Source organism: Pseudomonas putida (genome assembly GCF_003228315.1).
GTDB classification, from domain to species: Bacteria; Pseudomonadota; Gammaproteobacteria; order Pseudomonadales; family Pseudomonadaceae; genus Aquipseudomonas; species Aquipseudomonas putida_S.
In genome coordinates, this window is record NZ_CP029693.1 from 2,568,376 (window position 1) to 2,595,183 (window position 26,808).

The window sequence follows — 26,808 nt, forward strand, 5'->3', positions numbered from 1 at the left end:
CTTATGCGCGAAGAGTTGAACCAAGGCCTGATCGACTTCCTCAAGGCCTCCCCTACCCCATTCCATGCCACCGCCAGCCTTGTACAGCGTCTGGAAGCGGCGGGTTATCAACGCCTCGACGAGCGCGAGACATGGCACACCGAAGCCAATGGCCGCTACTACGTCACCCGTAACGACTCCTCCATCGTCGCGATCAAGATGGGCCGGCACTCGCCGCTGCACGGCGGGATTCGCCTGGTCGGCGCCCACACCGACAGCCCGTGCCTGCGGGTCAAGCCGCAACCGGAACTGCAACGCCAGGGCTTCTGGCAACTGGGCGTCGAAGTCTACGGCGGCGCACTGCTGGCCCCTTGGTTCGACCGCGATCTGTCGCTGGCCGGCCGCGTGACCTTCCGCCGCGACGGCAAGGTCGAAAGCCAGTTGATCGACTTCAAGGCACCGATCGCAATCATCCCCAACCTGGCCATTCACCTCAATCGTGAAGCCAACATGGGCTGGGCGATCAACGCGCAAACCGAGCTGCCGCCGGTGCTCGCGCAATTCGCCGGCGACGAGCGCGTGGACTTCCGCGCCGTGATCACCGACCAGCTCGCCCGCGAGCACGGCCTGAACGCCGACGTGGTGCTGGACTACGAACTGAGCTTCTACGACACCCAAAGCGCTGCCGTCATCGGTCTGCACGGCGACTTCATCGCCGGCGCGCGCCTGGACAACCTGCTGTCGTGCTACGCCGGCCTGCAGGCGCTGCTCACCGCTGACACCGACGAAACCTGCGTGCTGGTATGCAATGACCACGAAGAAGTCGGTTCCTGCTCGGCCTGTGGCGCCGACGGCCCGATGCTGGAGCAGACGCTGCGCCGCCTGCTGCCTGAGGGTGACGAGTTCGTACGCACCATCCAGAAATCCCTGCTGGTCTCGGCCGACAACGCCCACGGCGTACACCCCAACTACGCCGAGAAGCACGACGCCAACCACGGCCCGAAACTCAACGCCGGTCCGGTGATCAAGGTCAACAGCAACCAGCGCTACGCCACCAACAGCGAAACCGCCGGCTTCTTCCGTCACCTGTGCATGGCCGAAGAAGTGCCGGTGCAGAGTTTCGTGGTGCGCAGCGACATGGGCTGCGGCTCGACCATCGGCCCGATCACCGCCAGCCATCTGGGCGTGCGCACCGTGGACATCGGCCTGCCGACATTCGCCATGCACTCGATCCGCGAACTGTGCGGCAGTCACGACCTGGCCCACCTGGTCAAAGTGCTGAGCGCGTTCTACGCCTGCCGCGAATTGCCATAGCGCCCTTGTAGGAGCAAGGTTTGCCCGCGATGGCAATCTCACGGACGCTATCGCGGGCAAGCCTTGCTCCCACGAAAAACGGGGCCCGGCAACTTGAATCCCACCTAGACTTTAAATACCCCTTCGACAAGGCAGTCACCATGATCTCGTTGTCCACCTTCAATTCCATGCTGATCCCGATTCTCGCCGGCATGATCCTGCTGGCGATCGGCTTCAACTTTCGCGATAAAAACGCCGGCGTATTCGCCATGTGGATCGGTATGTTGACGATCCTCGCCACTGTCGTGATCAAGATCCTCGCCAAGCTCAACGAATAAATCCTCGCCTGACTCGCATAGATTCTGACGGGCTCGTACACTCGGTCGACCCGTTCACTCCGAGGTTGACCGCCCAGTGCTCGCTCGCCTGTTTGCCCTACCGTGCTTTTTCCTCATTGGCCTTTTGACACTGCTGTCGATGGCGCCTGCCCAGGCGGCCGGTCTGCCGAGCCTGCTCAACAGTTCGGCCAATGCCCAGCCGCAGGCACAGGAGCCCCTCGGGCAATCCCTCGATGAAGTGATCAAGTCACTGGAAAACGACCAGCAGCGCAGCAAATTGCTGGCGGACTTGAAGAAACTGCGCGACGCCACGAAAAAGGCCCAGCCGGCCACCGAGGAGGGCGTACTGGGCCTGATCGGCGGGACACTGGCCAGCTTCGAAAAACAATTCACCGGGGCCGATAGCCCGCTGACGCGCTGGTCCGACGAATTCAACCTGGCCCGGGATGAACTGAACGCCCTGATACTGCCGGCCAACGAATGGCTGCCGATCATCTTTGCCTTCGCCATGATCCTGATGGTCTGGAGCCTGCTGGCGGCGGCGCTGATCTGGATCAGCCATCGGGTGCGCATGCGCTTCGGCCTGACCGAAGAGCTGCCACAGCATCCCCGGGCTCTGGACATGCTGCGTTTCGCCCTGCGCAAGCTCGGCCCGTGGCTGATCGCGCTGGTCATCACCGTCTATCTGAGTTACGCCCTGCCCTCGTCATTGGGCAAGAGCCTGGCCATGGTGCTGGCCTATGCCCTGGTGGTCGGCACCTGTTTTTCGGCGATCTGCGTGATCGCCTTTTCCCTGCTCGACGGCCCGCACCGCCACCGCGCGCTGTACATCCTGCGGCATCAGGCCTTTCATCCACTGTGGTTGATCGGCAGCTTCGCCGCATTTGGCGAAGCCCTGAACGACCCGCGCCTAGTCAACAGCCTGGGTGCTCATCTGGCGCATACCGCCGCGACCGTGGCCAATGTCCTGGCGGCGTTGTCCACGGGGCTGTTCATCCTGCGCTTTCGCCGCCCGATTGCTCATCTGATCCGCAACCAGCCGTTGTCCCGGCGCCTGACCCGTCGCGCCCTGAGCGACAGTATCGAAATCCTCGGCACCTTCTGGTTCGTACCGGCGCTGGTATTGGTGGGTATCTCGCTGTTCGCCACCTTCGTCTCGGCCGGCGATACCAGCACGGCCCTGCGCCAGTCACTGATCTGCACCGTGCTGCTGGTGTTGTGCATGGTCATCAACGGCCTGGTGCGCCGCCATGCCCTCAAGCCACAGCGCGGCGTGAAGCGCCACGCGCTGTATTCCGAACGCCTTAAAAACTTCTTCTATACCCTCGCTCATCTTCTGGTCTGGCTGGCCTTCATCGAGCTCGGCCTGCGTGTGTGGGGCATGTCACTGATTGCCTTCACCGAGGGTGAAGGTCATGAAGTCAGCGTCAAACTGTTCAGCCTGGGCGGCACGCTGATCTTTGCCTGGCTGATCTGGATTCTCAGCGACACCGCCGTGCACCATGCCCTGACCCGTTCGCGCAAAGGCCTGGCCAACGCCCGCGCGCAAACCATGATGCCGCTGATTCGCAACGTGCTGTTCGTGGCAATTTTCATCATCGCGCTGATCGTCGCCCTGGCGAACATGGGCATGAACGTCACGCCACTGCTGGCCGGTGCCGGCGTGATCGGCCTGGCCATCGGCTTCGGCGCGCAATCGCTGGTGGCCGACCTGATCACCGGGCTGTTCATCATCATCGAAGACTCCCTGGCCATCGACGACTACGTGGACGTCGGCGGCCACCTGGGTACCGTCGAAGGCCTGACCATTCGCACCGTGCGCCTGCGGGACATCGACGGCATCGTCCATACCATCCCGTTCAGCGAAATCAAAAGCATCAAGAACTACTCCCGGGAATTCGGCTACGCGATCTTCCGCGTTGCCGTGCCGGCCAGCATGGACATCGACAGCGCCATCAAGCTGATGCGCGATGTCGGCCAGAAAATGCGCACCGATCCGCTGCAACGCCGCAATATCTGGTCGCCACTGGAAATTCAGGGGGTGGAAAGTTTCGAATCCGGCAACGCGATCCTGCGCGCCCGATTCAAGACGGCGCCGATCAAGCAATGGGAGGTTTCACGCGCATTCAACCTGTCGCTGAAACGGCACCTGGATGAAGCCGGGATGGACCTGGCGACGCCGCGAATGAGCGTGCAGGTCATCACCGCCGGTGGCGGACCGGATCAGACCACATCCACGCCGACATGAATCGCGTCATGGCGCCAGAACTCCAGGTCACAATCGATCAGCCGCTCGTGCTGATCGTAGTTGACCCGTGCAATGCGCAATCCCGGGCTACCCACTGACACGCGCAAACCCGCGGCGGCTTCCACTGACAAGGCCGTCGGCACGATCTCGAACCGCACCCGTCCGTAATGCAGATCGTAGTGCCGCGCGTAGAGTTCGGTGATCGACTGGTTCAGATCAAACTCAAGAATCCCGGGAAAATACTGCGGGTTCAGATAGTGCTCCACGTACAACACCAACCGCCCATCGATGCGTCGGGAACGGCAGATCTGGATCACGCTGGACAACGCCGGCAACTGTAACCAGGCACAGACCGCCGCCGACGCTGGCTGCAATCGCGCAGAAATCACCTCAGTGGACGGCACTCGCCCCTGGGCGCTGACCATCGCGTGAAAGTGGCTGCGCTGCATCAGGTTATAGGCCAAGCGCGGCGGCGAAACGAACCAGCCACGCCGTTCTTCACGATAAATCTGCCCCTGGGCCTCCAACTGCAACAACGCCTCGCGCACAGTGATCCGGGTCGTCCCGAACAACTCACTGAGCTTGCGCTCGGCCGGCAGTTTGCTGCCCGGTGCCAGCAACCCGTGATCGAGCTGCTCCTGTAACACCTGGCCAATGGCGGTCACTGCTTTTGTTGCCTCATCACGCATCAACATTACCTATCTGGACTAGACCAGCACGGTTTCGGGGCAGAACCACGCGAAAATCGGGCTCCTTGAGCATCCTGCAAGCGTAGGCAGTGCAGATGACTGTGAGATGACAAGCGACCGAACGGTCGTGCCCGTGGAGCGCCTCCAGACCTGCAATACCTCGGCCAAGTCCCTTGCGCAGCGGGCGTTTGCCGATGGTCTACGCTTACCGGACACCCGCCAATGCCGGGCAAATAAAAGCCAGTTCGGGCGACGAACGACATCAAAGTGTCATCGAGGGCCCTTAGATTGGCTCAGGTATTGCTGACCTAGACCAACACAACCGCAATCGCAGCGTTGAAAACGCCCATAGGAGCTTCGGAATGAAAAAGCTTTTCCTGGCAACACTGTTAGGTTCGACCATTGCCATGTGCACCGCCGCCATGGCGGCCGATGACTTGAAAACCCTGGAAGCCGCTGCGAAAAAAGAAGGCGCGGTCAACAGTGTCGGCATGCCCGATGACTGGGCCAACTGGAAAGACACCTGGGCCGACCTGGCCAAGAACTACGGTTTGAAACACATCGACACCGACATGAGCTCGGCCCAGGAAATCGCCAAGTTCGCCGCGGAAAAAGACAACGCCAGCGCCGACATCGGCGACGTCGGTGCCGCCTTCGGCCCGATCGCAACGAAACAGGGGGTGACCCAGCCTTACAAGCCATCCACCTGGGATCAGGTACCCACCTGGGCCAAGGACAAGGACGGCCACTGGGCCCTGGCCTATACCGGCACCATCGCCTTCATCGTCAACAAGAAGCTGCTGCACGGTTCCGAAGCACCGACAAAATGGGCTGACCTCAAGGGCGGTAAATACAAGGTCTCCATCGGTGACGTGAGCACCGCTGCTCAAGCTGCCAACGGCGTTCTGGCTGCCGCACTGGCCAACGGTGGCGACGAGAAAAACATCGACCCTGCGCTGAAATTGTTTGCCGATATCGCCAAGCAAGGTCGCCTGTCGATGGCCAACCCGACCATCGCCACCATGGAAAAAGGCGAGATCGAAGTCGGCGTGGTCTGGGACTTCAACGGCCTGAGCTACAAGGCCAAGATGGCCAACCCGGATGACTACGTGGTGCTGATTCCGTCCGACGGCTCGGTGATTTCCGGCTACACCACCATCATCAACAAATACGCCAAGAACCCGAACGCCGCCAAGCTGGCCCGCGAGTACATCTTCAGCGACGCCGGCCAGATCAACCTGGCCAAGGGTAACGCCCGTCCGATCCGCGCCGAGCACCTGACCCTGCCAGCCGAAGTGCAGGCCAAGCTGCTGCCGAACGAGCAGTACAAGAAAGTCACGCCGATCAAGGACGCGGACGCGTGGGAGAAGACCTCCAAGGCGCTGCCTCAGAAGTGGAACGAAGAAGTTATCGTTGAAATGAAGTAATGCTTCATCTGTAGGAGCAAAGCTTGCTCGCGATGCAGGCAACTCGGTCTATCCGATGGATCAGAGTTGATGCCATCGCGAGCAAGCAATGCTCCTACAGGTTTTGAGAGCACCCACGGAGTTCCGCCCCTATGAAGCACAACGTCATCCTTGTCGTGCTCGACGGCCTCAACTATCAGGTCGCCCGCCACGCCATGGGGCACCTGCAGGCTTATGTCGGCGCAGGACGCGCAGCGCTCTACAAGCTGGAGTGCGCATTGCCGGCCCTGTCCCGACCGCTGTACGAATGCATCCTGACCGGCGTCACGCCGATCGACAGCGGCATCGTGCACAACAACATCTCGCGCCTGTCCAACCAGCGCAGCATTTATCACTACGCCACCGACGCCGGCCTTACCACCGCTGCGGCGGCGTATCACTGGGTCAGTGAGTTGTACAACCGCTCGCCATTCGTGGCGGCACGGGATCGTCACACCGACAACCCGGACCTGCCGATCCAGCACGGACATTTCTACTGGAGCGATCATTACCCCGATTCGCACCTGTTCGCCGACGCCGAAAACCTGCGCCTGCGCCACACGCCGAATTTCCTGCTGGTGCACCCCATGAACATCGACGACGCCGGGCACAAGCACGGCCTCGACACCCCGCAGTACCGCAACAGCGCACGCTCGGCGGACATCATCATCGCCGACTACCTGCAAGGCTGGCTCGACGCTGGCTATCAGGTGCTGGTGACCGCCGATCACGGCATGAACAACGATCGCTCCCATAACGGCCTGTTGCCCGAAGAGCGTGAAGTGCCGCTGTTCGTGCTCGGCGATGCGTTCAGTTTCAACCCCGACGCGGCACCGAAACAGACCGAGATTTGCGGCACGGTCTGCGATCTGCTGGGTGTCCCCCACGACAAACCCGTGTGCCGGGAGCTGCTCAAGTGAATGCCATGACCCGCGGCAAATGGCTCGCCGCCCTGTGCCTGGTGCCTTTCGCACTGTTCTTTATCGTGTTTGAAATCGCCCCGCTGGTGTGGGTGATGATCAACAGCCTGGAGTCGGAAGAGTCCGGCTGGGGCATCGCCAACTTCAGCAAAATCTTCAGCTCCAAGTTCTATCTGCAAGCGATCCAGTACAGCCTCGAGATCAGTTTCTGGTCCAGCGTCTTCGGCATCATCATCGCGGTACTCGGCGCTTATTCCCTGCGCCGGGTCGACTCGAAACTGCGCAACTTCGTCAACGCCTTCGCCAACATGACCAGCAACTTCGCCGGCGTGCCCCTGGCGTTCGCGTTCATCATCCTGCTGGGTTTCAACGGCAGTTTCACCATCATGCTCAAGCAGGCCGGACTCATTCAGGACTTCAACCTGTACTCGAAAACCGGCGTGATCATTCTCTACACCTACTTCCAGATCCCCCTTGGCGTGTTGCTGCTCTACCCGGCTTTCGATGCGCTGCGTGAAGACTGGCGCGAGTCCGCCGCCTTGCTGGGCGCGAACGGCTGGCAGTTCTGGCGCCACATCGGTCTGCCGGTATTGACCCCGGCGCTGCTCGGCACCTTCGTGATCCTGCTGGCCAACGCCCTGGGCGCCTACGCCACGGTGTATGCCCTGACCACCGGCAACTTCAACGTGATGCCTATCCGCATCGCGGCAATGGTCTCGGGCGATATTTCCCTGAACCCGAACCTGGCCAGTGCCCTGGCCGTGGTGCTGGTGGCGTTGATGACCCTGGTGACCGTGGTGCATCAGTTGCTGCTGAAGAGGAGCTACCATGTCTCGCGCTGAATTGGGCCCTGTCGGTATCTATCACCGGGTAGTGGTCTATCTGCTGTTTGCCATCCTGTTGTTGCCGTTGCTCGGCACCTTTATCTATTCGATTTCCAGCAGTTGGTCGGCCACCATCCTGCCCAGCGGCTTCAGCATCAAATGGTATGTGCAGCTGTGGAGTGACCCGCGTTTCCTGAGTGCTTTCGGCCAGTCGCTGCTGGTCTGCGTCGGTGCACTGCTGCTGTCGGTCGTGCTGATTCTGCCCCTGCTGTTCGTGGTGCATTACCACTTCCCGAAACTCGATGCGCTGATGAACATCCTGATCCTGCTGCCCTTCGCGGTGCCGCCGGTGGTGTCGTCGGTGGGCTTGCTGCAACTCTACGGCTCCGGGCCGCTCGCCATGGTCGGCACGCCGTGGATCCTGATCGGTTGCTACTTCACCGTGGCGCTGCCGTTCATGTACCGGGCGATCACCAATAACCTGCAAGCGATCAACCTGCGCGACCTCATGGACGCCGCCCAGTTGCTCGGCGCCAGCACCTTTCAGGCGGCAATCCTGGTGGTGCTGCCGAACCTGCGCAAAGGCCTGATGGTCGCATTGCTGCTGTCGTTCTCGTTCCTGTTCGGTGAGTTCGTGTTCGCCAACATCCTCGTCGGCACCCGTTACGAAACCCTGCAGGTCTACCTCAACAACATGCGCAACAGCAGCGGCCACTTCACCAGTGCACTGGTGATTTCCTACTTCTTCTTCGTGCTGGTTATGACCTGGGCGGCCAACATCTTGAACAAGGACAAAAGCGAATGAGCTATGTCAGCGTCCAACACCTGCAGAAAAATTACGCGGGCACCACGGTGTTCAGCGACATCAACTGCGAGATCAACAAAGGCGAGTTCGTCACCCTGCTCGGCCCGTCCGGTTGCGGCAAATCCACGCTGCTGCGCTGCATCGCCGGGCTGACACCGGTGGACGGCGGCAAGATCCTGCTCGATGGCGTCGACATCGTGCCCTTGAGTCCGCAGAAGCGCGGGATCGGCATGGTGTTCCAGAGCTATGCGCTGTTCCCCAATATGACCGTCGAGCAAAACGTCGCCTTCGGCTTGCGCATGCAGAAGGTCAACGCCGACGACAGCCAGAAACGCGTGGCCGAGGTGCTGCGGCTGGTGGAGCTGCAGGATTTCGCCGCCCGCTACCCCCATCAAATGTCTGGCGGCCAATGCCAGCGCGTGGCCCTCGCCCGCTCCCTGGTGACCCGTCCACGGCTGTTGCTGCTGGATGAACCGCTGTCGGCCCTCGATGCACGGATTCGCAAGCACTTGCGCGAACAGATCCGTCAGATCCAGCGTGAACTGGGCCTGACCACGATTTTCGTCACCCACGATCAGGAAGAGGCCCTGACGATGTCTGACCGGATTTTCCTGATGAACCAGGGGAAAATCGTCCAAAGCGGCGACGCCGAAACGCTCTACACAGCCCCTGTGGATGTGTTCGCCGCCGGCTTCATCGGCAACTACAACCTGCTGGACGCCGAGAGCGCGACCAAACTGCTACAGCGCCCGATCAACCATCGCATCGCGATTCGCCCGGAGGCCATTCAATTGAGTTTGAACGGCGAGCTGGACGCACAGATTCGCAGTCACAGCCTGCTGGGCAACGTGATCCGCTACCGGGTCGAAGCCCGGGGCGTGGAACTGGTGGTGGACGTGCTCAACCGCTCGGGCGCCGATCTGCATCCCGATGGTCAGCGCCTGGCACTTTCCATCGATCCGACGGCCCTGCGTGAGGTAGCCTGATGGCTTCGCTGACGCTTACGAGAGAACTGCACTGATGGCCCTGGCAATTTTTGATCTGGATGAAACCCTGATCCACGGCGATTGCGCATCGCTATGGAGCGAACAGATGGTCCGCCTCGGCTGGGTCGACGGCGAATCCTTCCTGCGTCGCGACAAGGAACTGATGGATGCCTACGGCAGGGGGCATCTGGCGATGGAGGACTACATGGCCTTCAGCCTGGAGCCCTTGATCGGGCGCACACCGGCTGAGGTCGAGCATCTGGTTGGCCCCTGGGTCGAAGACTTTATCGAGCCAATCATCTTCAGCGACGCCACCAAGACCATCGCCGCACATCGCAAGGCCGGAGACCGCATCCTGGTGATCTCGGCGTCCGGTGTGCACCTGGTCGCACCGATCGCCGAACGCCTGGGGATCGACGAGATTCTCGGCATCAATCTGGAAGTGGCGCACGGGGTCTACACCGGCAACACCGTCGGTACCCTGACCTACCGCGAAGGCAAGATCACCCGGCTGCTGGAGTGGCTGGATGCGGAAGAGGAAAACCTGGAGGGCGCGAGCTTTTACTCCGACTCACGCAATGATTTGCCGTTGCTGCTGAAGGTGGATTACCCGCACGTGGTCAACCCCGATCCGGTGTTGCGTGAACAGGCTGAAAAAGCCGGCTGGCCTATCCATCTCTGGAAGTAACCGGCGCCCCTTGTAGGAGCGAGCCTGCTCGCGATGGACGTGAACGATAACGCGTGTGGACGGACAAAACGCGTCGCCTTCAAATTCATCGCGAGCAGGCTCGCTCCTACAAGGTTTACGTCAGGCTTTCGTCGATCACCAACACCACCTTCCCCGCCACCGTATTACTCGCCAGCTCCGCAAACGCCGCTTCGGCATCCTTGATCGCAAAGGCCTTGGCCAGTTGCGGACTCAGGCGTTTTTCGGCGAACAACGGCCACACATGCACACGCAGGTCACTGATCAGATCCGCCTTGAATTGATCACTGCGACTGCGCAAGGTTGAACCCAGCACCTGCACACGCTTGGCCAGCACCTGCGCCAGGTCCAGCTTGGCTTCGCGACCGCCCATCAAACCGATCAGCACCCAGCGACCGTCCACGGCCATCAGCTTCACGTTCAGCGTCGCGTAGTTGCCGCCCACGGGGTCGAGGATGACATCGAACGGCCCCAGGTCACGCAGACGCTCCAGATCGTCGGTGCGCACCACGCCGCCCTGGGCGCCGAGGGCTTCACAGTAGGCCAGGCGTTCGGCGGAGCCGACGCTGACCCAGCACGGGTTACCAAAGGCCTTGCACAACTGAATGGCGGCTGAACCAATTCCACTTGCCCCGGCGTGCAGTAAAACCTTTTCGCCCGGTTTGAGCGCGGCCAGCTGGAACAGATTCAGCCAGACCGTGGCATAGACTTCCGGCAAGGCGGCGGCTTCGGCCAACGACATTTCGTCGGGAACCGGCAACACGTGCCGCCCGTCGACAACCACCTCTTCGGCCATCCCGCCCCCGGCCAGCAAGGCGCAAACCCGATCCCCGACCTGCCAGGAAGAGCCCGGGCCGACCTCGCTGATCACCCCCGAACACTCTAGACCGAGCACCTCGCTGGCCCCCGGTGGTGGCGGATACAGACCGGCCTTCTGCAACAAATCGGCGCGATTGAGTCCCGCAGCCGCCACTCGAATGCGAACTTGCCCTGCATCGCATGCAGGACTGGGCTGTTCTACCCACGCCACTTGACCGTCAACGCCTTGCAATGCTTTCACAGTGCCTCCATAGTGAGTCTGGACTGAGCCCGAAGCGCTAGCGCCGGGCTTTTTGCATTATGCGACCGGCTCTTGTGGAACCGGCGACTTCAAAAGACGGCCTAATATGCGTTATCAATTGTCCCCGCGTCGAATCAACATGAAGCGTTTGTTCCCCAGCACTGCCCTCGCCCTTTTCATCGGTATCGGCATGCTGCCGTTGTCGAGCAACTCCTTTGCAGCCAACAGTTGGGACAAGCTCCAGCCCGATCGTGACGAAGTCATCGCCAGTCTGAATGTCGTGGAACTGCTCAAGCGCCACCACTACAGCAAGCCGCCCCTCGATGACGCGCGCTCGGTGATCATCTATGACAGCTACCTGAAATTGCTCGATCCGTCGCGCAGCTATTTCATGGCCAGCGACATCGCCGAATTCGACAAGTGGAAAACCCAGTTCGACGACTTCCTCAAAAGCGGCGACCTCAACGCCGGGTTCACCATCTACAAGCGCTACCTGGACCGCGTCAAAGCGCGTCTGGACTTCGCCATTGCGGAGCTGAACAAGGGCGTCGACAAGATCGACTTCACCACCAAGGAAACCTTGCTGATCGATCGCAAGGACGCTCCTTGGCTCAAGTCCACCGCTGAACTCGACGACCTGTGGCGCAAGCGCGTCAAGGACGAGGTCCTGCGCCAGAAGATCGCCGGCAAGGACACCAAGCAGATCCAGGAAACCCTGACCAAGCGCTACAAGAACCAGTTGGCGCGCCTGGACCAGACCCGCGCCGAGGACATCTTCCAGGCGTACATCAACACCTTCGCCATGTCCTACGACCCGCACACCAACTATCTGTCGCCGGATAACGCGGAAAACTTCGACATCAACATGAGCCTGTCCTTGGAGGGCATCGGCGCCGTGTTGCAGAGCGATAACGATCAAGTGAAGATCGTGCGCCTGGTACCGGCAGGCCCGGCGGACAAGACCAAACTGGTTGCACCGGCCGACAAGATCATCGGCGTTGCCCAGGGCAACAAGGAGATGGTCGATGTAGTGGGCTGGCGCCTGGACGAAGTGGTCAAGCTGATCCGCGGTCCGAAAGGCACCATCGTGCGCCTGGAAGTGATTCCGGCCAGCAACGCGCCGAACGACCAGACCAGCAAGATCGTGCCGATCACCCGCGAAGCGGTGAAGCTCGAAGACCAGGCGGTACAGAAGTCGGTCCTCAACCTCAAGCAGGATGGCAAGGACTACAAGCTCGGCATCATCGAGATCCCGGCCTTCTACCTCGACTTCAAGGCGTTCCGCGCCGGTGATCCGGACTATAAGAGCACCACTCGCGACGTCAAGAAACTGCTGACCGAGTTGCAGAAAGAGAAAGTCGACGGCGTGGTCATCGACCTGCGCAACAACGGCGGCGGTTCCTTACAGGAAGCCACCGAACTGACCAGCCTGTTCATCGACAAAGGCCCGACGGTGCTGGTGCGTAATGCTGATGGCCGTGTGGATGTGCTCGAAGATGAAAACCCTGGCGCGTTCTACAAAGGCCCGATGGCGCTGCTGGTCAATCGCCTGTCCGCCTCGGCTTCGGAAATTTTTGCCGGCGCCATGCAGGACTACCACCGTGCACTGATCATCGGTGGCCAGACCTTCGGCAAAGGCACCGTACAGACCATCCAGCCGCTCAACCATGGCGAGCTGAAACTGACCCTGGCCAAGTTCTACCGGGTTTCCGGCCAGAGCACCCAGCATCAGGGTGTACTGCCGGACATCGATTACCCGTCGATCATCGACACCAAGGAAATCGGTGAAAGCGCCCTGCCGGAAGCCATGCCGTGGGACACCATCAAAGCGGCAATCAAACCTGCGGTCGACCCGTTCAAGCCATACATCGCCCAGCTCAAATCCGAGCATGACCTGCGTACGGCCAAGGACGCGGAGTTCGTCTTCATCCGCGACAAGCTGGCCCTGGCGCAAAAGCTGATGACCGAAAAAACCGTCAGCCTCAATGAAGCCGAGCGTCGCGCACAACACGCCGACATCGAAGCCAAGCAACTGGCCATGGAGAACATCCGTCGCAAGGCCAAGGGCGAAGAGCCACTCAAGGAACTGAAGAAAGAAGACGAAGACGCCGCTGCGGCCGAGCCGGACAAGGTCAAGCCGGAAGACGATGCCTACCTGAGCGAAACCGGGCGCATCCTGCTGGATTACCTCAAGCTCAACACCGCGGTGGCCAAGCACTGATCGGTTACCGGCAAGTGATGGCAAATTAATGCTGACGCTCCTCGGAGCGTCATCAAACAGTCATCATTCTGTCGTGAAATAACGGGCTGGGCGTGCTCTCTTATCAGAGCCCGCCCGGCCCTTTTTTTATCGCCAGAGAACGCCATGACCACAACCGAACAGCTGAGTGCGTTGAGCTCAATTCTGACTCAAGGCGGTTTGCACAGTCTGTTCCAGCCGATCATCAGCCTTTCCGAGCGACAAATTCTCGGGTACGAAGCCTTGAGCCGTGGCCCGTCCAACAGTCCGCTGCACTCCCCCATCACCTTGTTTGCCGTGGCCCGTCAGGCCGGCCGCTTGAGTGAACTGGAGATCGCCTGCCGCCAAAGCGCTTGCCGCCGCTTCAGCGAACAGCAACTGCCTGGCAAGCTGTTCCTCAACGTGTCCCCCGAATCCCTGCTCGAATCGTCGCATCAACCGGGGCGAACCCTGCAACTGCTGCAAGACTTTGGCATTCCGCCCAGTCAGGTGGTCATCGAGCTCACCGAACAGACGCCGATCGACGACTTCCAGTTGCTGCAAAATGCACTGCATCACTACCGGGCGATGGGTTTTTCCATTGCCCTGGACGACCTGGGTGCAGGTTATTCGAGCTTGCGCCTGTGGTCTGAATTGCGCCCGGATTACGTGAAGATCGATCGTCATTTCATCGACGGGATTCACCAGGATGCACTCAAACGCGAGTTCGTCGGCTCGATCCTGCAAATCGCCAAGGCTTCACGGGCGCAGGTGATTGCCGAAGGCATCGAGTTGCCTGAAGAACTGGCGGTATTGACGGAGATGGGCGTCGATCTGGTCCAGGGTTATCTGCTGTGTCGTCCGCAGGAGCACCCGCCACGGGAGGCACGCACCCTGATGCCTAGACAGGACAGCTCCGCAGTCGTATTGAGCGACGAAGCCAGCGACCTCAGCGCCCTGCTCAACGACCAGCCTGCAGTGGACCGAGAAACCCCGACTGCCAACGTCCTGGAAGCCTTTCGCCGCCAGGCCAACCTGAACTCGCTGGCGGTGCTGGACGAGCATGGCCAGCCCTGTGGCATCGTCCATCGGCACTCGCTCTCGGACGCCCTGCTCAAGCCGTTTGCCACCGACCTGTTTGCGCGCAAACCCATCAGCCGGCTGATGAGCGATGACTTCCTCGCCGTCGAGTTGAGTCAGTCGCTGCAGCAGGTCAGCCGCCTGATTACCAGCCGCGCCCGGCAACGCATCGAAGAAGATTTCATCATCACCCTCAACGGCAGCTACCTGGGCCTGGGGCGGGTGATCGATGTGCTCAAGCTGATCACCGAACTGAAAATCCAGCAGGCCCGCTACGCCAACCCGTTGACCTTGTTGCCCGGCAACGTGCCGATCCAGCAATGCCTGACACGGCTGCTGCAACAGCAACGCGAATCGGTGATCTGCTACGTCGACATCGACAGCTTCAAACCCTTCAACGACATCTACGGCTATGGCCGCGGGGATGAAGTCCTGTTGTGCCTGGCGCAATGCCTGAACGAACGCGTCGACCCGTCCCGCGATTTCGTTGGCCACATCGGCGGCGATGATTTCCTGTTGGTGCTTGGCCCGGAAGATTGGCGCAAACGTTTGAACCAGCTACTGGATGACTTCAAGAGCCAGTGCCGACGCTTCTATCGCAGCGAACACCTTGAAGCGGGTTGCTTCATCGCCCTCAACCGTCAGGGTGTACGCCAGGAATTCCCGCTGTTGTCGCTGTCCATTGGCGTGGTGCTCTTGCGTCCCGACGCCTGCACAGCCATCGATGCCAGCCAATTGGCGGAAATGGCGTCCCAGGCCAAACATCACGCGAAGAATGTGCCGGGGTATAGCGTGCATGTGATTGATAGCCTGGTGGCGCCGAGGCCTGAAGTTGAGATGCTGGCAGGTCATCGCTGAATCCGATGACAGCATCGCTGTCACTTCATCGAATCACGGCCGGCCAGCTCCTGAAGCTTGATCTGCGCCAGCGGATGCCCCGCCTTCGCCGCAATACCCCAGAAGCGCGCCGCTTCACCAGGGTCGGGCGCCTTGGTCGGGCTACCCGCCAGGCTGATTACCCCGACCTGATAGGCCGCCTTGCCATCACCCGCCAGTGCCGCCAGGCGCAACAAGCGAATGCCCTCTTCCCGCGCGCCAAGTCCGACACCGCGAAAGGTCAGAATGTGGCCATAGAAGCTCTGGGCGTCGACATCGCCCAGGTTCGCCATTCGCGCGAACTGGCCTTCGAGCCAGCGCCAGCCACGGGGCTGGCGTACAAACCACGGCCAATGAAACAACCTGCGCGCCAGCCAGTAACCGACCCGCGCCTTGAGCCGCAAAAACACTCAGGCCTCCGCCGACTCGGGGTACTCGTACTCGAACACCCGCACCACTTCCGACGCATGCCAGGACGCTGCCGCGACGCCATCGGACGGTCCGGAAAATCGCCCCAAGCGCTCGACACATTCAAAGAACCCCGTGCGTGGCAGGCGACTGGCCCCCTGGCTGATCACCAGCGAACTGCGCAAGGGCTGTTCGGCCCTGGCGTCCAGTGCCGCCAGATGCTCAAGCGCGGCCGTCAGGGTTTGCATGGCTGGCGTAGGCAGCTGCAAACGCTCCAGCAACGCACGATAAGTCAAGAGGTGACGCTGACGACGCGCCTGATCCAGCTCGCCCAGCAATCCGTCCCAGTGTTGACGACTGATGCGTACACTCACAATTCATCCCTCCACCCTGGCACCGTCAATTCCCAGGCCAGGCTGCGGCGAATCGCGGCGTCGGGCTGACGCTCGCCACTTTCGATCATGGCCAGATAAGACGGGCTGATGCCTACCGTGCGGGCGAGCACCTCGATGGCGATGCCCTTTCCTTCACGCAAACTGCGGAGTTGATCAAGACCTGGAAGAATCGGGTCCTGGGCTGTCGCAAGCGGCGCCGGGGCGGGACGCGACGGTGTTTCGTTGATGCCTGCAGCCTTGAGTAGAGCCTGATACTGAGCCCATGGCAGAACCGCATATTCGGGTTCGCCTTCGCGTGTAATTATCTGAATATCCATGACTACCCCGTAGGACAAAAACACTTAGCGAGTCGGCACTTTTCCCTAGAAGTGTAATCCTAACAGCGGCCAAGGTCGCGGGGGGTATCTAACTATGGAGGGGGTTTGATCAACTTTTAGCGGTTTTTCGGCCCTTGCAGCTGAAGTTGCTCGGGCGTAGCAGGCAGACGCTCCACCAGTACGAGCTTCTCTGGCGCCTGACGCTTGCGCCAGATTCGGAAGGCGGTGAGTTCATCGTCCAGAACTTTCATCAGCCAACCCAGCACGGCAATGTCATCAAGCATGCCGAACATGGGCAGAAAATCCGGAATCGCATCCACGGGACTCAGGAAATACATCAGCCCCGCCACCACCGAAACCATCGCCTTGGGACTGATCGCACGATACTCACCACGCCAGTAAGCAAGGCAGAGTGCTTGCAGCAGGCGCAGATCGTCCTTGAGTTTGCCCAGCCGATTGCCTTGGCTGGCACCTTTGGCGGCCACGGCGAACAGCAGGGTCGGCAAGCGCCCACGTGCCAGCAGGCGTCCGGCCAGTGGCAGGAAACGAGCAAAATTCCAGGGTGCTTTCATGGGACTCTCCAACGGAAATGTTATCCACACAAATTGTGGATAACCTTGTGAACAGAGCTGCTTTTCATGGCTGAAAGCCCCGCTGCACAAGGGCTGAGCTTAGATCGGGCGTTTTTTACTCATCAAAAAAAACCCAATATTTCATTGACTTGGCGGTCGGTCACGGTTACCCCGGTCCTACAAAGCCTATGACTGTGACCTACAGCATCTGTTCGTTTTGTTTACCCGTGATGAACCCCAGATGCAACAACGCCCCGCAAGTGCGAGGCGTTGTTTTCGAAAGTGCCGCTTATTGCTTGGCAGCTTCTTCTTTTGCCGGATCCTTGATCGCCAGCAGTTCCAGGTCGAATACCAGCACCGAGTTGGCCGGAATTGCCGGGCTTGGGCTTTGCGCGCCGTAAGCCAGTTCGCTAGGAATGTACAGCTTGTACTTCTCGCCCACGTGCATCAGTTGCAGGCCTTCGACCCAACCCGGAATCACACCGCTGACCGGCAGATCGATCGGGCTGCCGCGCTCGACGGAGCTGTCGAAAACGGTGCCATTGGTCAGCTTGCCGGTGTAGTGAACGGTCACTACGTCAGTCGGCTTCGGCTGAGCGCCATCGGCTTTCTTTTCCACTTCGTACTGCAGGCCGGAAGCGGTGGTCACGACACCTGCTTTCTTGCCGTTTTCTTCGAGGAATTTCTTGCCGGCTGCTGCCGACTCTTCACTCATCTTGGCCATGCGCTCTTCAGCACGCTTTTGCAGCGCGGCGAAGGCTTCAACCAGTTCTTCGTCCTTGAGCTTCTGCTCTTTCTTGCCGACGGCATCTTCGATGCCCTGGGCTACGGCTTTGGAATCCAGGTCATCCATGCCTTCCTGAGCCAGGCTCTTGCCCATGTTCAGGCCAATGCCGTAGGAAGCTTTTTGCGCCGGGGTTTTGAGCTCTACGCTGGTTTGCGAGTCGCAACCCGCGAGTACCAGGCTAACCAGGGCCACCGCCGCCGCCAACCGATGCTGTTTCATGCTATTTCCTTGTTCATTCGCCTAAAGGGCAATCGAGTAAAGTCGCGAGCTTATCAGGCGGCCACGACCAATGGCTACCGGCATGAGAGCCGGACATTTGCGATAAGTTCAGGTGTTTAAACGCTTTTCGCAGTGTAGATGATGAAACTTCTGTCATCTGACTCTCGCACACAAAGTTTGCACCGCCCGCCAATCTGGCGTGATGGCCTCTTGCCGCACCCCAAACGCTCAGGCATAACGGAAGAATAAATCGACAAGGATGTTCATCTTGCGCCTCTTCTTCCGCTTGCTGATTGTGATTGTTGCTCTGCTGGGTGCGGTTCTGGCAGTGGTTCTATATTACGTCGCCAACCCGAAACTGCCGCTCTGGACCCCGGCGCAGCAGGTGCACTACCTGGATCAGTGGAGCGCGGACGATCGCCAGACCTATTACTTCACCCCTCAGGGCACCCAAGTCAAAGGCTTGCGTTATGAGTGGTTCACGGCGCTTGAACTGCCGTTCTCCCAAGAGCGCTTTGCTGCCCCGGAATACTTGGCGCGCTTCGGCTTTCTGATCGACCCCAAGCAAAAACCCACCGAGAACAACCCCGGCAACTTGCCGGTCGGTTTCGCTCGGCATACAAACCCCGGTGGCACGGATACTTTTCTGGATATTACTTGCGCCGCCTGCCACACCGGAGAGCTGCGCTTCAAAGGTCAGGCGGTGCGTATCGACGGCGGTTCTGCTCAACATGTGTTGCCGTCCAGCGTTCCTACGCTCAAAGGTGGCAGTTTCGGACAAGCCCTGGTCGCAAGTCTGGCGTCGACTTACTACAACCCCTGGAAATTCGAGCGTTTTGCGCGAAAAGTTTTGGGCGCTGACTACGACGTGCGCAATGAACAGTTGCGCAAGGAATTCAAACGTTCCCTGGACACCTTCCTGAAGGTGGCCTGGAACGACACTCACCGTGGGCTCTACCCGACCGAAGAAGGCCCGGGACGTACCGATGCCTTCGGACGCATCGCCAACGCGACCTTCGGCGATGCCATTTCCCCCGCCAACTACCGCGTGGCCAATGCCCCTGTCGACTACCCGCAACTGTGGGACATGTGGACATTCGAATGGGTGCAATGGAATGGCTCCGCCAAGCAGCCCATGGCGCGCAATATCGGTGAAGCCTTGGGTGTAGGCGCCACTCTGAATTTCTTTGATAAGAACAGACAACCCCTGATGGGCGATGACCGTTACCCGTCAAGCGTTCGCGTGCGCGATTTGCACCTGATCGAAGAAACCCTCCAGCGCCTGGAACCGCCCGCCTGGCCGGAGGCGCTGCTGGGAGCCATCGACAAACCCCTGGCCGCCAAAGGTCGCGCGCTGTTCAGCGAAAACTGCGCCGGCTGCCACGTCCCCCGTGTAACCCAAGAGGAAGGTCGCTTCGTACAGCATCTGAAAATGCTCCCGGTGGATGTCATCGGCACCGACCCGAATGCCGCCAACAATATCGCCGACTACCGCTTCGATCTGACTGCGCTGCAATGGAATCAACAAGACCTGTTGAACCTCGACGTACAACCCAAGCCCACCAAGCCACTGGATCTGAGCAAGATGTCGGTGGCCAAGGGCCTGGCTTATGTCACAGCCTTCGTCGAAAACCGCGCGTATCGCGAAGCGGGCATCACCCCGGACGAGCGACCGCAGATGGATGGTTTCGGCCTGCCGATCGGTGTTCGCGAATTGCGCGCCTACAAGGCTCGCCCCCTGGCGGGCGTATGGGCAACAGCGCCGTTCCTGCACAACGGTTCGGTGCCCAACCTCTATCAACTGCTTTCGCCGCAGGATGAACGCGCGACGACCTTCTACAAAGGCACCTTCGAATATGACCCGCAGCATCTGGGTTATCGCACCGAAGCCTTTACCAATGGCTTCCTGTTCGACACGAGCATCACCGGCAACCACAACAGCGGTCACGAGTTTCGCGCCGGCAAGCCTGGCAACGGCGTGATCGGCCGCCTGCTGCAACCGCAGGAGCGCTGGGCGTTGCTGGAGTACCTGAAGGTGCTGGGCGGTCCGCTGGAATCGCAGCTGCCATGATCAAAAGGAATTTTGAATGTTGAAGAGCCTCTGGCTGCGTATGGGTGCCTTTATCGGCAAGACATTGCTCTGGTTGCTGGGGCTTGGATTGCTAGGCTGGGCGCTGGCCTCGGCGTGGTTCGCCTGGCAGCACCACGGCCCGGTGTCGGCGCAGGAATTGATTCCGGATGGCGAAGCGGCCATGACTCAGGGCGTCATTCAGACCGCCGTGCGCATCGTCGACCAGCACCGGGAAAACACCCGTTATTTACGCGATGCCCACGCCAAGGCCCACGGCTGCGTGAAGGCACAAGTGCAGGTGCTGTCGGATCTGCCGGGCGAGCTTCGCCAGGGTGTGTTCAGTGAGCCGGGAAAAACCTGGCAGGCGACCATGCGCCTATCCAACGGCAACGCTTACCCGCAGTTCGACAGCATCCGTGATGCCCGGGGCATGGCGATCAAGCTGCTCGATGTACCGGGCAAGCAATTGTTGAGTGATCAACCGCAGCGAAACGAACAGGATTTCGTGATGTTCAGTCATCCGAACTTCTTCGTCAGCGATGTCGCCGAGTATCGTCAGAATGTCGCGGCGCAGGCGGACGGAAAAAAGATCATGGCGTTTTTTCCGGGCTGGAACCCGTTCAAATGGCAGGTTCGTCATTTGTTCATTGCGCTGGCAACCCTGTCCCCTGCTCCGCCAAGCCCGACGCAAACGACTTATTTTTCGGTTTCGCCCTACAAATTCGGCGAAGCCAATGCCAAGTTTCGCGTGATGCCCGATCCACAAAACTGCCCCGGCTACACGCTGCCGGCACAAAACGAGAAGTTGCCGAATTTCTTGAGAAGTGCGTTGAATCAGCAACTGTCGACCGATCGGATTGCTGCCTGCTTCGTCCTGCAGATCCAGCGTCAGGACGCGAATAAATACATGCCGATCGAGGACACCAGCATCGAGTGGCGCGAAAGCGATGCACCCTTTGAGACGGTGGCGCAGATCACAGTGCCGGCACAGGATTTCGACACGCCGGCGCTGAACCTGCAATGCGACAACCTGTCGTTCAATCCCTGGTTCGGCATTGAAGCGCACCGCCCCATTGGCGGCATCAACCGGTTGCGCAAGGCAGTGTATGAAGCTGTCAGCGATTACCGCCATGCCCGTAATGCGGGGCAATAAACCAACATCGAACTGTAGGAGCGAGCAGGCTCGCGAAAAACCTGAGCACATCACGGGGTGCCAGGTAGCGCGCGTTATCGTTGACGACCATCGCGAGCAGGCTCGCTCCTACAAGAACGGGAATTGCCAAATTGCAGACGACAAAAAGCCCGCACTAGGCGGGCTTTCCGTGTGGTGACCTGGCGTTCAGTGTTCCAGGTTACCGAATATGGCGCAGCGGACGGGACTCGAACCCGCGACCCCCGGCGTGACAGGCCGGTATTCTAACCGACTGAACTACCGCTGCGCGTAGCGTTGAAAGTGGTGGGTGATGACGGGATCGAACCGCCGACATTCTGCTTGTAAGGCAGACGCTCTCCCAGCTGAGCTAATCACCCTTTACCTTCGTTGCGGGGCGCATTATGCCACAGGTTTTCATAAAGTGTTGATTTAATTGATAAATTTTTCAAAAAAATCTGAAAACCCGTGAAACCATGCAAACCGCGAAACAACCATCAAACTTCAGACAGAAAAAAGCCCGCTTCAGCGGGCTTTTCCGTGGTGACCTGGCGTTCAGTGTTCCAGGTTACCGAATATGGCGCAGCGGACGGGACTCGAACCCGCGACCCCCGGCGTGACAGGCCGGTATTCTAACCGACTGAACTACCGCTGCGCGTAACACTGAATGCGAATGGTGGGTGATGACGGGATCGAACCGCCGACATTCTGCTTGTAAGGCAGACGCTCTCCCAGCTGAGCTAATCACCCTTCACGTTCGGTGTGGCGCGCATTCTACGGAGCGACCCTACCTCTGGCAAGCACTTTTTTAATTAATTTTTTCATGCCTTCCAAAGGCTTAGAGAAGGGTTGGCCTATGGCACGGCGAAGACAATAATGCCCCCCTTTGTATAAAGGAGAGAGTCACCCCATGTGGTTCAAGAACCTGCTTATCTATCGCCTGACCCAAGATCTGCCTGTTGATGCCGAGGCGTTGGAATCTGCACTGGCCACCAAACTGGCGCGCCCATGTGCAAGCCAGGAGTTGACCACCTACGGTTTCGTCGCCCCCTTCGGCAAGGGCGAAGATGCGCCCCTGGTACACGTCAGCGGTGATTTCCTGCTGGTCAGCGCACGCAAGGAAGAACGCATTCTGCCGGGCAGCGTCGTGCGTGACGCCGTGAAGGAAAAGGTCGAAGAGATCGAAGCCGAACAAATGCGCAAGGTCTATAAAAAGGAACGCGACCAGATCAAGGATGAAATCATCCAGGCCTTCCTGCCGCGTGCCTTCATTCGTCGCTCGTCGACCTTTGCCGCCATCGCGCCGAAACAGGGCCTGATCCTAGTCAACTCGGCCAGCCCGAAACGCGCCGAAGACTTGCTGTCCACCCTGCGTGAAGTGATCGGCACCCTGCCGGTACGTCCACTGACCGTGAAGATGGCCCCGACCGCAACCATGACCGAGTGGGTCACCACCCAGAAAGCCGCAGACGATTTCTTCGTGCTGGACGAGTGCGAACTGCGCGACACCCACGAAGACGGCGGTATCGTGCGCTGCAAACGCCAGGACCTGACCAGCGAAGAAATCCAGCTGCACCTGAGCACCGGCAAAGTGGTCACCCAATTGTCGCTGGCCTGGCAGGACAAGCTGTCCTTCGTCCTCGACGACAAGATGGTGGTCAAGCGCCTGAAGTTCGAAGACCTGCTGCAAGACCAGGCGGAACAGGATGGTGGCGACGAGGCCCTGGGCCAGCTGGATGCCAGCTTCACCCTGATGATGCTGACCTTCGGTGATTTCCTGCCGGCGCTGGTTGAAGCGTTGGGTGGGGAAGAGACTCCGCAGGGCATCTAAAGCCTGATGAGCCTCTAATGTAGGAGCGAGCCTGCTCGCGATGGAGTGTCAGTTGCCCCTCTTTGGCTGACACACCATCGCGAGCAGGCTCGCTCCTACAGGGGATTTGTGGCGTTACTTAAAACAAGGATCAAGCCATGCGTGCATTGGCAGCACTGAGCCGCTTTGTCGGCAACACTTTCGCTTACTGGGTTCTGATTTTCGCCGTCGTGGCGTTCCTGCAACCGGCATGGTTCATCGGTCTCAAAGGCGCCATCGTGCCGCTGCTGGGCGTGGTGATGTTCGGCATGGGCCTGACCCTCAAACTCGACGACTTTGCCGAAGTCGCCCGTCATCCCTGGCGCGTGGCCCTGGGGGTGGTGGCACATTTCGTGATCATGCCCGGCGTGGCGTGGTTGCTCTGTCAGGCGTTTCATCTACCGCCTGAGATCGCCGTCGGTGTGATCCTGGTCGGCTGCTGCCCAAGCGGCACCTCGTCGAACGTGATGACCTGGCTGGCCCATGGTGATCTGGCGCTGTCGGTGGCCATCGCCGCCGTGACCACCCTCCTCGCTCCGTTGCTGACCCCGGCGCTGATCTGGCTGCTGGCGTCCGCGTGGTTGCCGGTTTCATTCATGGAGTTGTTCTGGTCGATCCTGCAAGTGGTGCTGCTGCCGATTGTGCTGGGCGTCGTGGCCCAGCGCCTGCTCGGTGCGCGTGTTCGCCACGCCGTGGACGTGCTGCCGCTGGTGTCGGTGGTGAGCATCGTGATCATCGTCACCGCCGTGGTCGCCGCCAGCCAGGCGAAAATTGCCGAATCCGGCCTGCTGATCATGGCCGTGGTCATGCTGCATAACAGCTTCGGTTACCTGCTGGGTTACTTCACCGGCCGCCTGTTCAAGCTGCCATTGGCCCAGCGCAAATCCCTGGCGCTGGAAGTCGGCATGCAGAATTCGGGGCTCGGTGCTGCCTTGGCCAGCGCGCACTTTTCGCCGTTGGCGGCGGTGCCTAGCGCGCTGTTCAGTGTCTGGCACAACATTTCCGGCGCACTGCTGTCGACGTATTTCCGCCGCATGAGCGAGAAACAGGACCGGGAAATGGCCGCTCAGCAGGCCGCTGACTGAGTCGGAAACTTGATCCCCGGATTAATGCTGGGCACTATATTGCGCAACGCGAGGACGACCTCGCGGCTCGATCGAGTCATTAATCTGGGGACGACCCCGTCAACCGATGGAGGTCTTTCATGTCCTGGATCATTCTGTTTTTCGCCGGCCTGTTCGAAGTCGGCTGGGCCGTAGGCCTCAAGTACACCGACGGCTTCAGCCGTCCCCTGCCCACTGCCCTCACCGTCGCGGCCATGGCTATCAGCCTGGGTTTGCTGGGCCTCGCCATGAAGGAATTACCGCTGGGCACGGCCTATGCGATCTGGACAGGTGTGGGTGCCGTGGGGACGGTGATTGCCGGGATTATCCTGTTTGGCGAGTCGATGGCGCTGGTGCGGTTGGCCAGTGTGGCGTTGATTGTTGCCGGGTTGGTTGGGCTCAAGGTTAGCGCCTAGGCGACTACTGCTTTCGCGAGCAGGCTCGCTCCTACAAGGGGTCGGTGGTGTATCAGCCACACCACCGATCCTGTGGGAGCGAGCCTGCCCGCGATGAGGCCCGCCCAGTCACTGACTATCTAACGGCCCCTCGCAAATCCCCCACCAACACCTGCAGCTTCGCTGGCTCCGCCGCCTCAGCCGACACCGCCTCCCCCGCCACCACAGTCACCCGCGACCACAACCGCCGAAACAACCCCTTGGCCGGATCGCGGCTGAAGAAACTCCCCCACAACCCCTGCAACGCCAGTGGAATAACCGGCACAGGCGTCTCCTCGAGAATCCGCGTCAAGCCGCCCTTGAACTCATTGATCTCACCATCGGCGGTCAATTTTCCTTCAGGGAAAATGCACACCAGCTCGCCATCCTTCAGATAACGGGCAATGCGCGTGAAGGCCTGTTCGTAGATCTGGATATCTTCCTGACGCCCCGCAATCGGAATCGCCCCCGCCGTGCGAAAGATAAAGTTCAGCACTGGCAGGTCGTAGATTTTGTAGTACATGACGAAGCGAATCGGCCGACGCACCGCGCCGCTGATCAACAAGGCATCGACAAACGAGACGTGGTTGCACACCAGCAACGCCGCGCCTTCATCGGGGATCAGCTGCAGGTTGCGATGCTCCACACGGTACATGGAATGGCTGAGCAGCCAAATCATGAAACGCATGGTGAATTCGGGGACGATTCTGAAGATGTAGGCGTTGACGCCGATGTTCAGCAACGACACCACGAGGAACAGCTGCGGGATCGACAGCTTGACCATGCTCAACAGGATGATCGAGACAATCGCCGAGACCACCATGAACAGCGCGTTGAGAATGTTGTTGGCGGCGATCACCCGCGCCCGCTCGCCCTCAGCGGTACGTGACTGGATCAGCGCATACAGCGGCACGATATAGAAGCCGCCGAACACACCCAGGCCGAGGATGTCGATCAGCACCAGCCAGGTATGGCCGAACCCGAGGATTTCAATCCAGCCATGCCCAGTGACGCTGTCCGGAATTCCACCGGAATGCCACCACAGCAAGAGGCCAAACACGGTCAGGCCGAAGGAGCCGAACGGCACCAGGCCGATTTCGACTTTGCGCCCGGACAACCTCTCACAGAGCATCGACCCCACGGCGATACCGACCGAAAACACCGTCAGAATCAGGGGCACCACGGTTTCGTCGCCGTGCATCCATTCCTTGGCATACGCCGGGATCTGCGTCAGATAAATCGCCCCGACAAACCAGAACCAGGAGTTGCCGACAATCGAGCGCGACACCGCCGGGGTCTGCCCAAGGCCCAGTTTCAAGGTGGCCCAGGACTGGCTGAAGATGTTCCAGTTCAGGCGCATTTTCGGCGAAGCGGCCGCCGCCCGCGGAATCCCGCGACTGGCCAGGTAGCCGAGCACGGCGATGCCGATGATCGCGGTGGACACCACCGGCGCGTAATGACTGGAGGACATCATGATCCCGGCGCCGATGGTCCCCGCGAGGATCGCCAGGAAAGTGCCCATCTCCACCAGACCGTTGCCACCGACCAGTTCGTCTTCATGCAAGGCCTGGGGCAGGATCGAGTACTTCACCGGCCCGAAAAGCGCCGAGTGGGTGCCCATGGCGAACAACGCCACCAGCATCAATGACAGGTGATCGAACATGAAGCCGACCGCGCCGACCGCCATGATGGCGATTTCGCCGAGCTTGATCAGACGGATCAGTGCGTCCTTGGCGAATTTTTCCCCGAACTGTCCGGCCAATGCCGAAAACAGAAAGAACGGCAGGATGAACAGCAGCGCGCACAGGTTGACCCAGATCGAGCGGTCACCTTCGATCGCGAGCTTGTACAGGATGGCCAGGATCAACGACTGCTTGAAGATGTTGTCGTTGAACGCGCCCAGTGACTGGGTCACGAAGAACGGCAGAAAGCGCCGTGTGCGCAGCAAGTTGAATTGTGAGGGGTGACTCATCGTCCATGTGTCCCTGATCTAGGTAAAGAGTGGCGTGGGTACATTGCGTGGGTACATCCATTGG

At 60.0% G+C, this 26,808-nt stretch carries 24 protein-coding genes and 4 tRNA genes; 16 read left to right on the top strand and 12 right to left on the bottom strand.

Annotated elements, in window-relative coordinates:
- Positions 1–3: 3 nt before the first annotated feature.
- From DKY63_RS11755 to DKY63_RS11760, 3 genes are all read left to right on the top strand, one after another.
- Positions 4–1,293 carry a M18 family aminopeptidase gene (locus DKY63_RS11755; protein WP_110964250.1) on the top strand — a complete coding sequence of 430 codons (1,290 nt, stop codon included), beginning with the start codon at positions 4–6 and terminating at the stop codon, positions 1,291–1,293.
- Positions 1,294–1,433: 140 nt separating this feature from the next.
- Positions 1,434–1,610, top strand: coding sequence for a hypothetical protein (locus DKY63_RS32385; RefSeq protein WP_204354324.1), 177 nt, complete (start codon positions 1,434–1,436; stop codon positions 1,608–1,610).
- Between the two features lie 76 nt (positions 1,611–1,686).
- Positions 1,687–3,858: a mechanosensitive ion channel family protein gene (locus DKY63_RS11760; RefSeq protein ID WP_110964251.1), complete on the top strand. Its 2,172-nt coding sequence runs from the start codon at positions 1,687–1,689 to the stop codon at positions 3,856–3,858.
- Here DKY63_RS11760 and DKY63_RS11765 read toward each other — a convergent pair.
- Positions 3,834–4,547, bottom strand: coding sequence for a UTRA domain-containing protein (locus DKY63_RS11765; RefSeq protein WP_110967908.1), 714 nt, complete (start codon positions 4,545–4,547; stop codon positions 3,834–3,836). The genes DKY63_RS11760 and DKY63_RS11765 overlap by 25 nt on opposite strands.
- Positions 4,548–4,909: 362 nt before the next feature.
- Between DKY63_RS11765 and DKY63_RS11770 the strand changes: the two genes are divergently transcribed.
- The 6 genes from DKY63_RS11770 (at position 4,910) to DKY63_RS11795 (ending at position 10,215) form a co-directional block, all read left to right on the top strand.
- Positions 4,910–5,974, top strand: coding sequence for an ABC transporter substrate-binding protein (locus tag DKY63_RS11770; protein ID WP_110964252.1), 1,065 nt, complete (start codon positions 4,910–4,912; stop codon positions 5,972–5,974).
- Positions 5,975–6,105: 131 nt separating this feature from the next.
- Positions 6,106–6,912 (top strand): alkaline phosphatase family protein, encoded by an 807-nt coding sequence (locus DKY63_RS11775; protein WP_110964253.1) that lies wholly within the window; start codon positions 6,106–6,108, stop codon positions 6,910–6,912.
- A 5-nt stretch (positions 6,913–6,917) separates the two neighbouring features.
- Entirely contained in the window at positions 6,918–7,754 is an 837-nt protein-coding gene (locus DKY63_RS11780) for an ABC transporter permease (protein ID WP_162634958.1), read from the top strand.
- On the top strand, positions 7,741–8,541 hold the full coding sequence (locus tag DKY63_RS11785) for an ABC transporter permease (protein WP_110964255.1): 801 nt from the start codon (positions 7,741–7,743) through the stop codon (positions 8,539–8,541). The genes DKY63_RS11780 and DKY63_RS11785 overlap by 14 nt, the downstream gene beginning before the upstream one ends.
- The gene (locus DKY63_RS11790; RefSeq protein WP_110964256.1) at positions 8,538–9,527 is read left to right on the top strand and encodes an ABC transporter ATP-binding protein; all 990 of its coding nucleotides are present in this window, start codon (positions 8,538–8,540) and stop codon (positions 9,525–9,527) included. The genes DKY63_RS11785 and DKY63_RS11790 overlap by 4 nt, the downstream gene beginning before the upstream one ends.
- Positions 9,528–9,561: 34 nt before the next feature.
- Entirely contained in the window at positions 9,562–10,215 is a 654-nt protein-coding gene (locus tag DKY63_RS11795; protein WP_110964257.1) for an HAD family hydrolase, read from the top strand.
- A 115-nt stretch (positions 10,216–10,330) separates the two neighbouring features.
- On the opposite strand, the gene DKY63_RS11800 is transcribed toward DKY63_RS11795, so the two are convergent.
- Entirely contained in the window at positions 10,331–11,293 is a 963-nt protein-coding gene (locus tag DKY63_RS11800; RefSeq protein ID WP_110964258.1) for a zinc-binding dehydrogenase, read from the bottom strand.
- 139 nt (positions 11,294–11,432) lie between these two features.
- Between DKY63_RS11800 and DKY63_RS11805 the strand changes: the two genes are divergently transcribed.
- Positions 11,433–13,514, top strand: a complete 2,082-nt coding sequence (locus tag DKY63_RS11805; protein WP_204354325.1) for a carboxy terminal-processing peptidase — start codon at positions 11,433–11,435, stop codon at positions 13,512–13,514.
- Between the two features lie 144 nt (positions 13,515–13,658).
- Positions 13,659–15,449, top strand: a complete 1,791-nt coding sequence (locus tag DKY63_RS11810; RefSeq protein WP_110964260.1) for a bifunctional diguanylate cyclase/phosphodiesterase — start codon at positions 13,659–13,661, stop codon at positions 15,447–15,449.
- Positions 15,450–15,469: 20 nt separating this feature from the next.
- On the opposite strand, the gene DKY63_RS11815 is transcribed toward DKY63_RS11810, so the two are convergent.
- The 5 genes from DKY63_RS11815 to DKY63_RS11835 form a co-directional block, all read right to left on the bottom strand.
- A complete protein-coding gene (locus DKY63_RS11815; RefSeq protein ID WP_110964261.1) occupies positions 15,470–15,877 on the bottom strand; it encodes a sel1 repeat family protein in 408 nt (135 codons plus the stop codon).
- Positions 15,878–16,249 (bottom strand): hypothetical protein, encoded by a 372-nt coding sequence (locus DKY63_RS11820; RefSeq protein ID WP_007898892.1) that lies wholly within the window; start codon positions 16,247–16,249, stop codon positions 15,878–15,880.
- Positions 16,246–16,587 carry a helix-turn-helix domain-containing protein gene (locus DKY63_RS11825; protein ID WP_110967909.1) on the bottom strand — a complete coding sequence of 114 codons (342 nt, stop codon included), beginning with the start codon at positions 16,585–16,587 and terminating at the stop codon, positions 16,246–16,248. The genes DKY63_RS11820 and DKY63_RS11825 overlap by 4 nt, the downstream gene beginning before the upstream one ends.
- 116 nt (positions 16,588–16,703) lie before the next feature.
- The gene (locus tag DKY63_RS11830) at positions 16,704–17,159 is read right to left on the bottom strand and encodes a YkvA family protein (protein WP_110964262.1); all 456 of its coding nucleotides are present in this window, start codon (positions 17,157–17,159) and stop codon (positions 16,704–16,706) included.
- 289 nt (positions 17,160–17,448) lie between these two features.
- Positions 17,449–18,165: an FKBP-type peptidyl-prolyl cis-trans isomerase gene (locus DKY63_RS11835; RefSeq protein WP_110964263.1), complete on the bottom strand. Its 717-nt coding sequence runs from the start codon at positions 18,163–18,165 to the stop codon at positions 17,449–17,451.
- 268 nt (positions 18,166–18,433) lie between these two features.
- Between DKY63_RS11835 and DKY63_RS11840 the strand changes: the two genes are divergently transcribed.
- Both DKY63_RS11840 and DKY63_RS11845 read left to right on the top strand, forming a co-directional pair.
- On the top strand, positions 18,434–20,236 hold the full coding sequence (locus DKY63_RS11840; protein WP_110967910.1) for a di-heme-cytochrome C peroxidase: 1,803 nt from the start codon (positions 18,434–18,436) through the stop codon (positions 20,234–20,236).
- Between the two features lie 16 nt (positions 20,237–20,252).
- On the top strand, positions 20,253–21,389 hold the full coding sequence (locus DKY63_RS11845; protein ID WP_110964264.1) for a catalase family protein: 1,137 nt from the start codon (positions 20,253–20,255) through the stop codon (positions 21,387–21,389).
- Between the two features lie 209 nt (positions 21,390–21,598).
- Here DKY63_RS11845 and DKY63_RS11850 read toward each other — a convergent pair.
- The 4 genes from DKY63_RS11850 to DKY63_RS11865 form a co-directional block, all read right to left on the bottom strand.
- Positions 21,599–21,675 (bottom strand) — tRNA-Asp (locus DKY63_RS11850).
- Positions 21,676–21,690: 15 nt separating this feature from the next.
- A tRNA-Val gene (locus tag DKY63_RS11855) sits at positions 21,691–21,766 on the bottom strand.
- 198 nt (positions 21,767–21,964) lie between these two features.
- Positions 21,965–22,041 (bottom strand) — tRNA-Asp (locus DKY63_RS11860).
- Positions 22,042–22,060: 19 nt separating this feature from the next.
- A tRNA-Val gene (locus tag DKY63_RS11865) sits at positions 22,061–22,136 on the bottom strand.
- 160 nt (positions 22,137–22,296) lie between these two features.
- Between DKY63_RS11865 and rdgC the strand changes: the two genes are divergently transcribed.
- The 3 genes from rdgC to sugE all read left to right on the top strand — a co-directional run bounded on the left by rdgC (position 22,297) and on the right by sugE (position 24,754).
- Complete coding sequence (gene rdgC / locus DKY63_RS11870) at positions 22,297–23,217, top strand: recombination-associated protein RdgC (protein WP_110964265.1); 921 nt, start codon at positions 22,297–22,299, stop codon at positions 23,215–23,217.
- Between the two features lie 137 nt (positions 23,218–23,354).
- Positions 23,355–24,320: a bile acid:sodium symporter family protein gene (locus tag DKY63_RS11875; RefSeq protein WP_110964266.1), complete on the top strand. Its 966-nt coding sequence runs from the start codon at positions 23,355–23,357 to the stop codon at positions 24,318–24,320.
- Positions 24,321–24,439: 119 nt separating this feature from the next.
- The gene (sugE, locus tag DKY63_RS11880; protein ID WP_110964267.1) at positions 24,440–24,754 is read left to right on the top strand and encodes a quaternary ammonium compound efflux SMR transporter SugE; all 315 of its coding nucleotides are present in this window, start codon (positions 24,440–24,442) and stop codon (positions 24,752–24,754) included.
- Between the two features lie 115 nt (positions 24,755–24,869).
- Here the strand turns inward: sugE and DKY63_RS11885 are convergent, their stop codons facing one another.
- Positions 24,870–26,744, bottom strand: a complete 1,875-nt coding sequence (locus DKY63_RS11885; protein ID WP_110964268.1) for an MFS transporter — start codon at positions 26,742–26,744, stop codon at positions 24,870–24,872.
- Positions 26,745–26,808 lie beyond the last annotated feature (64 nt).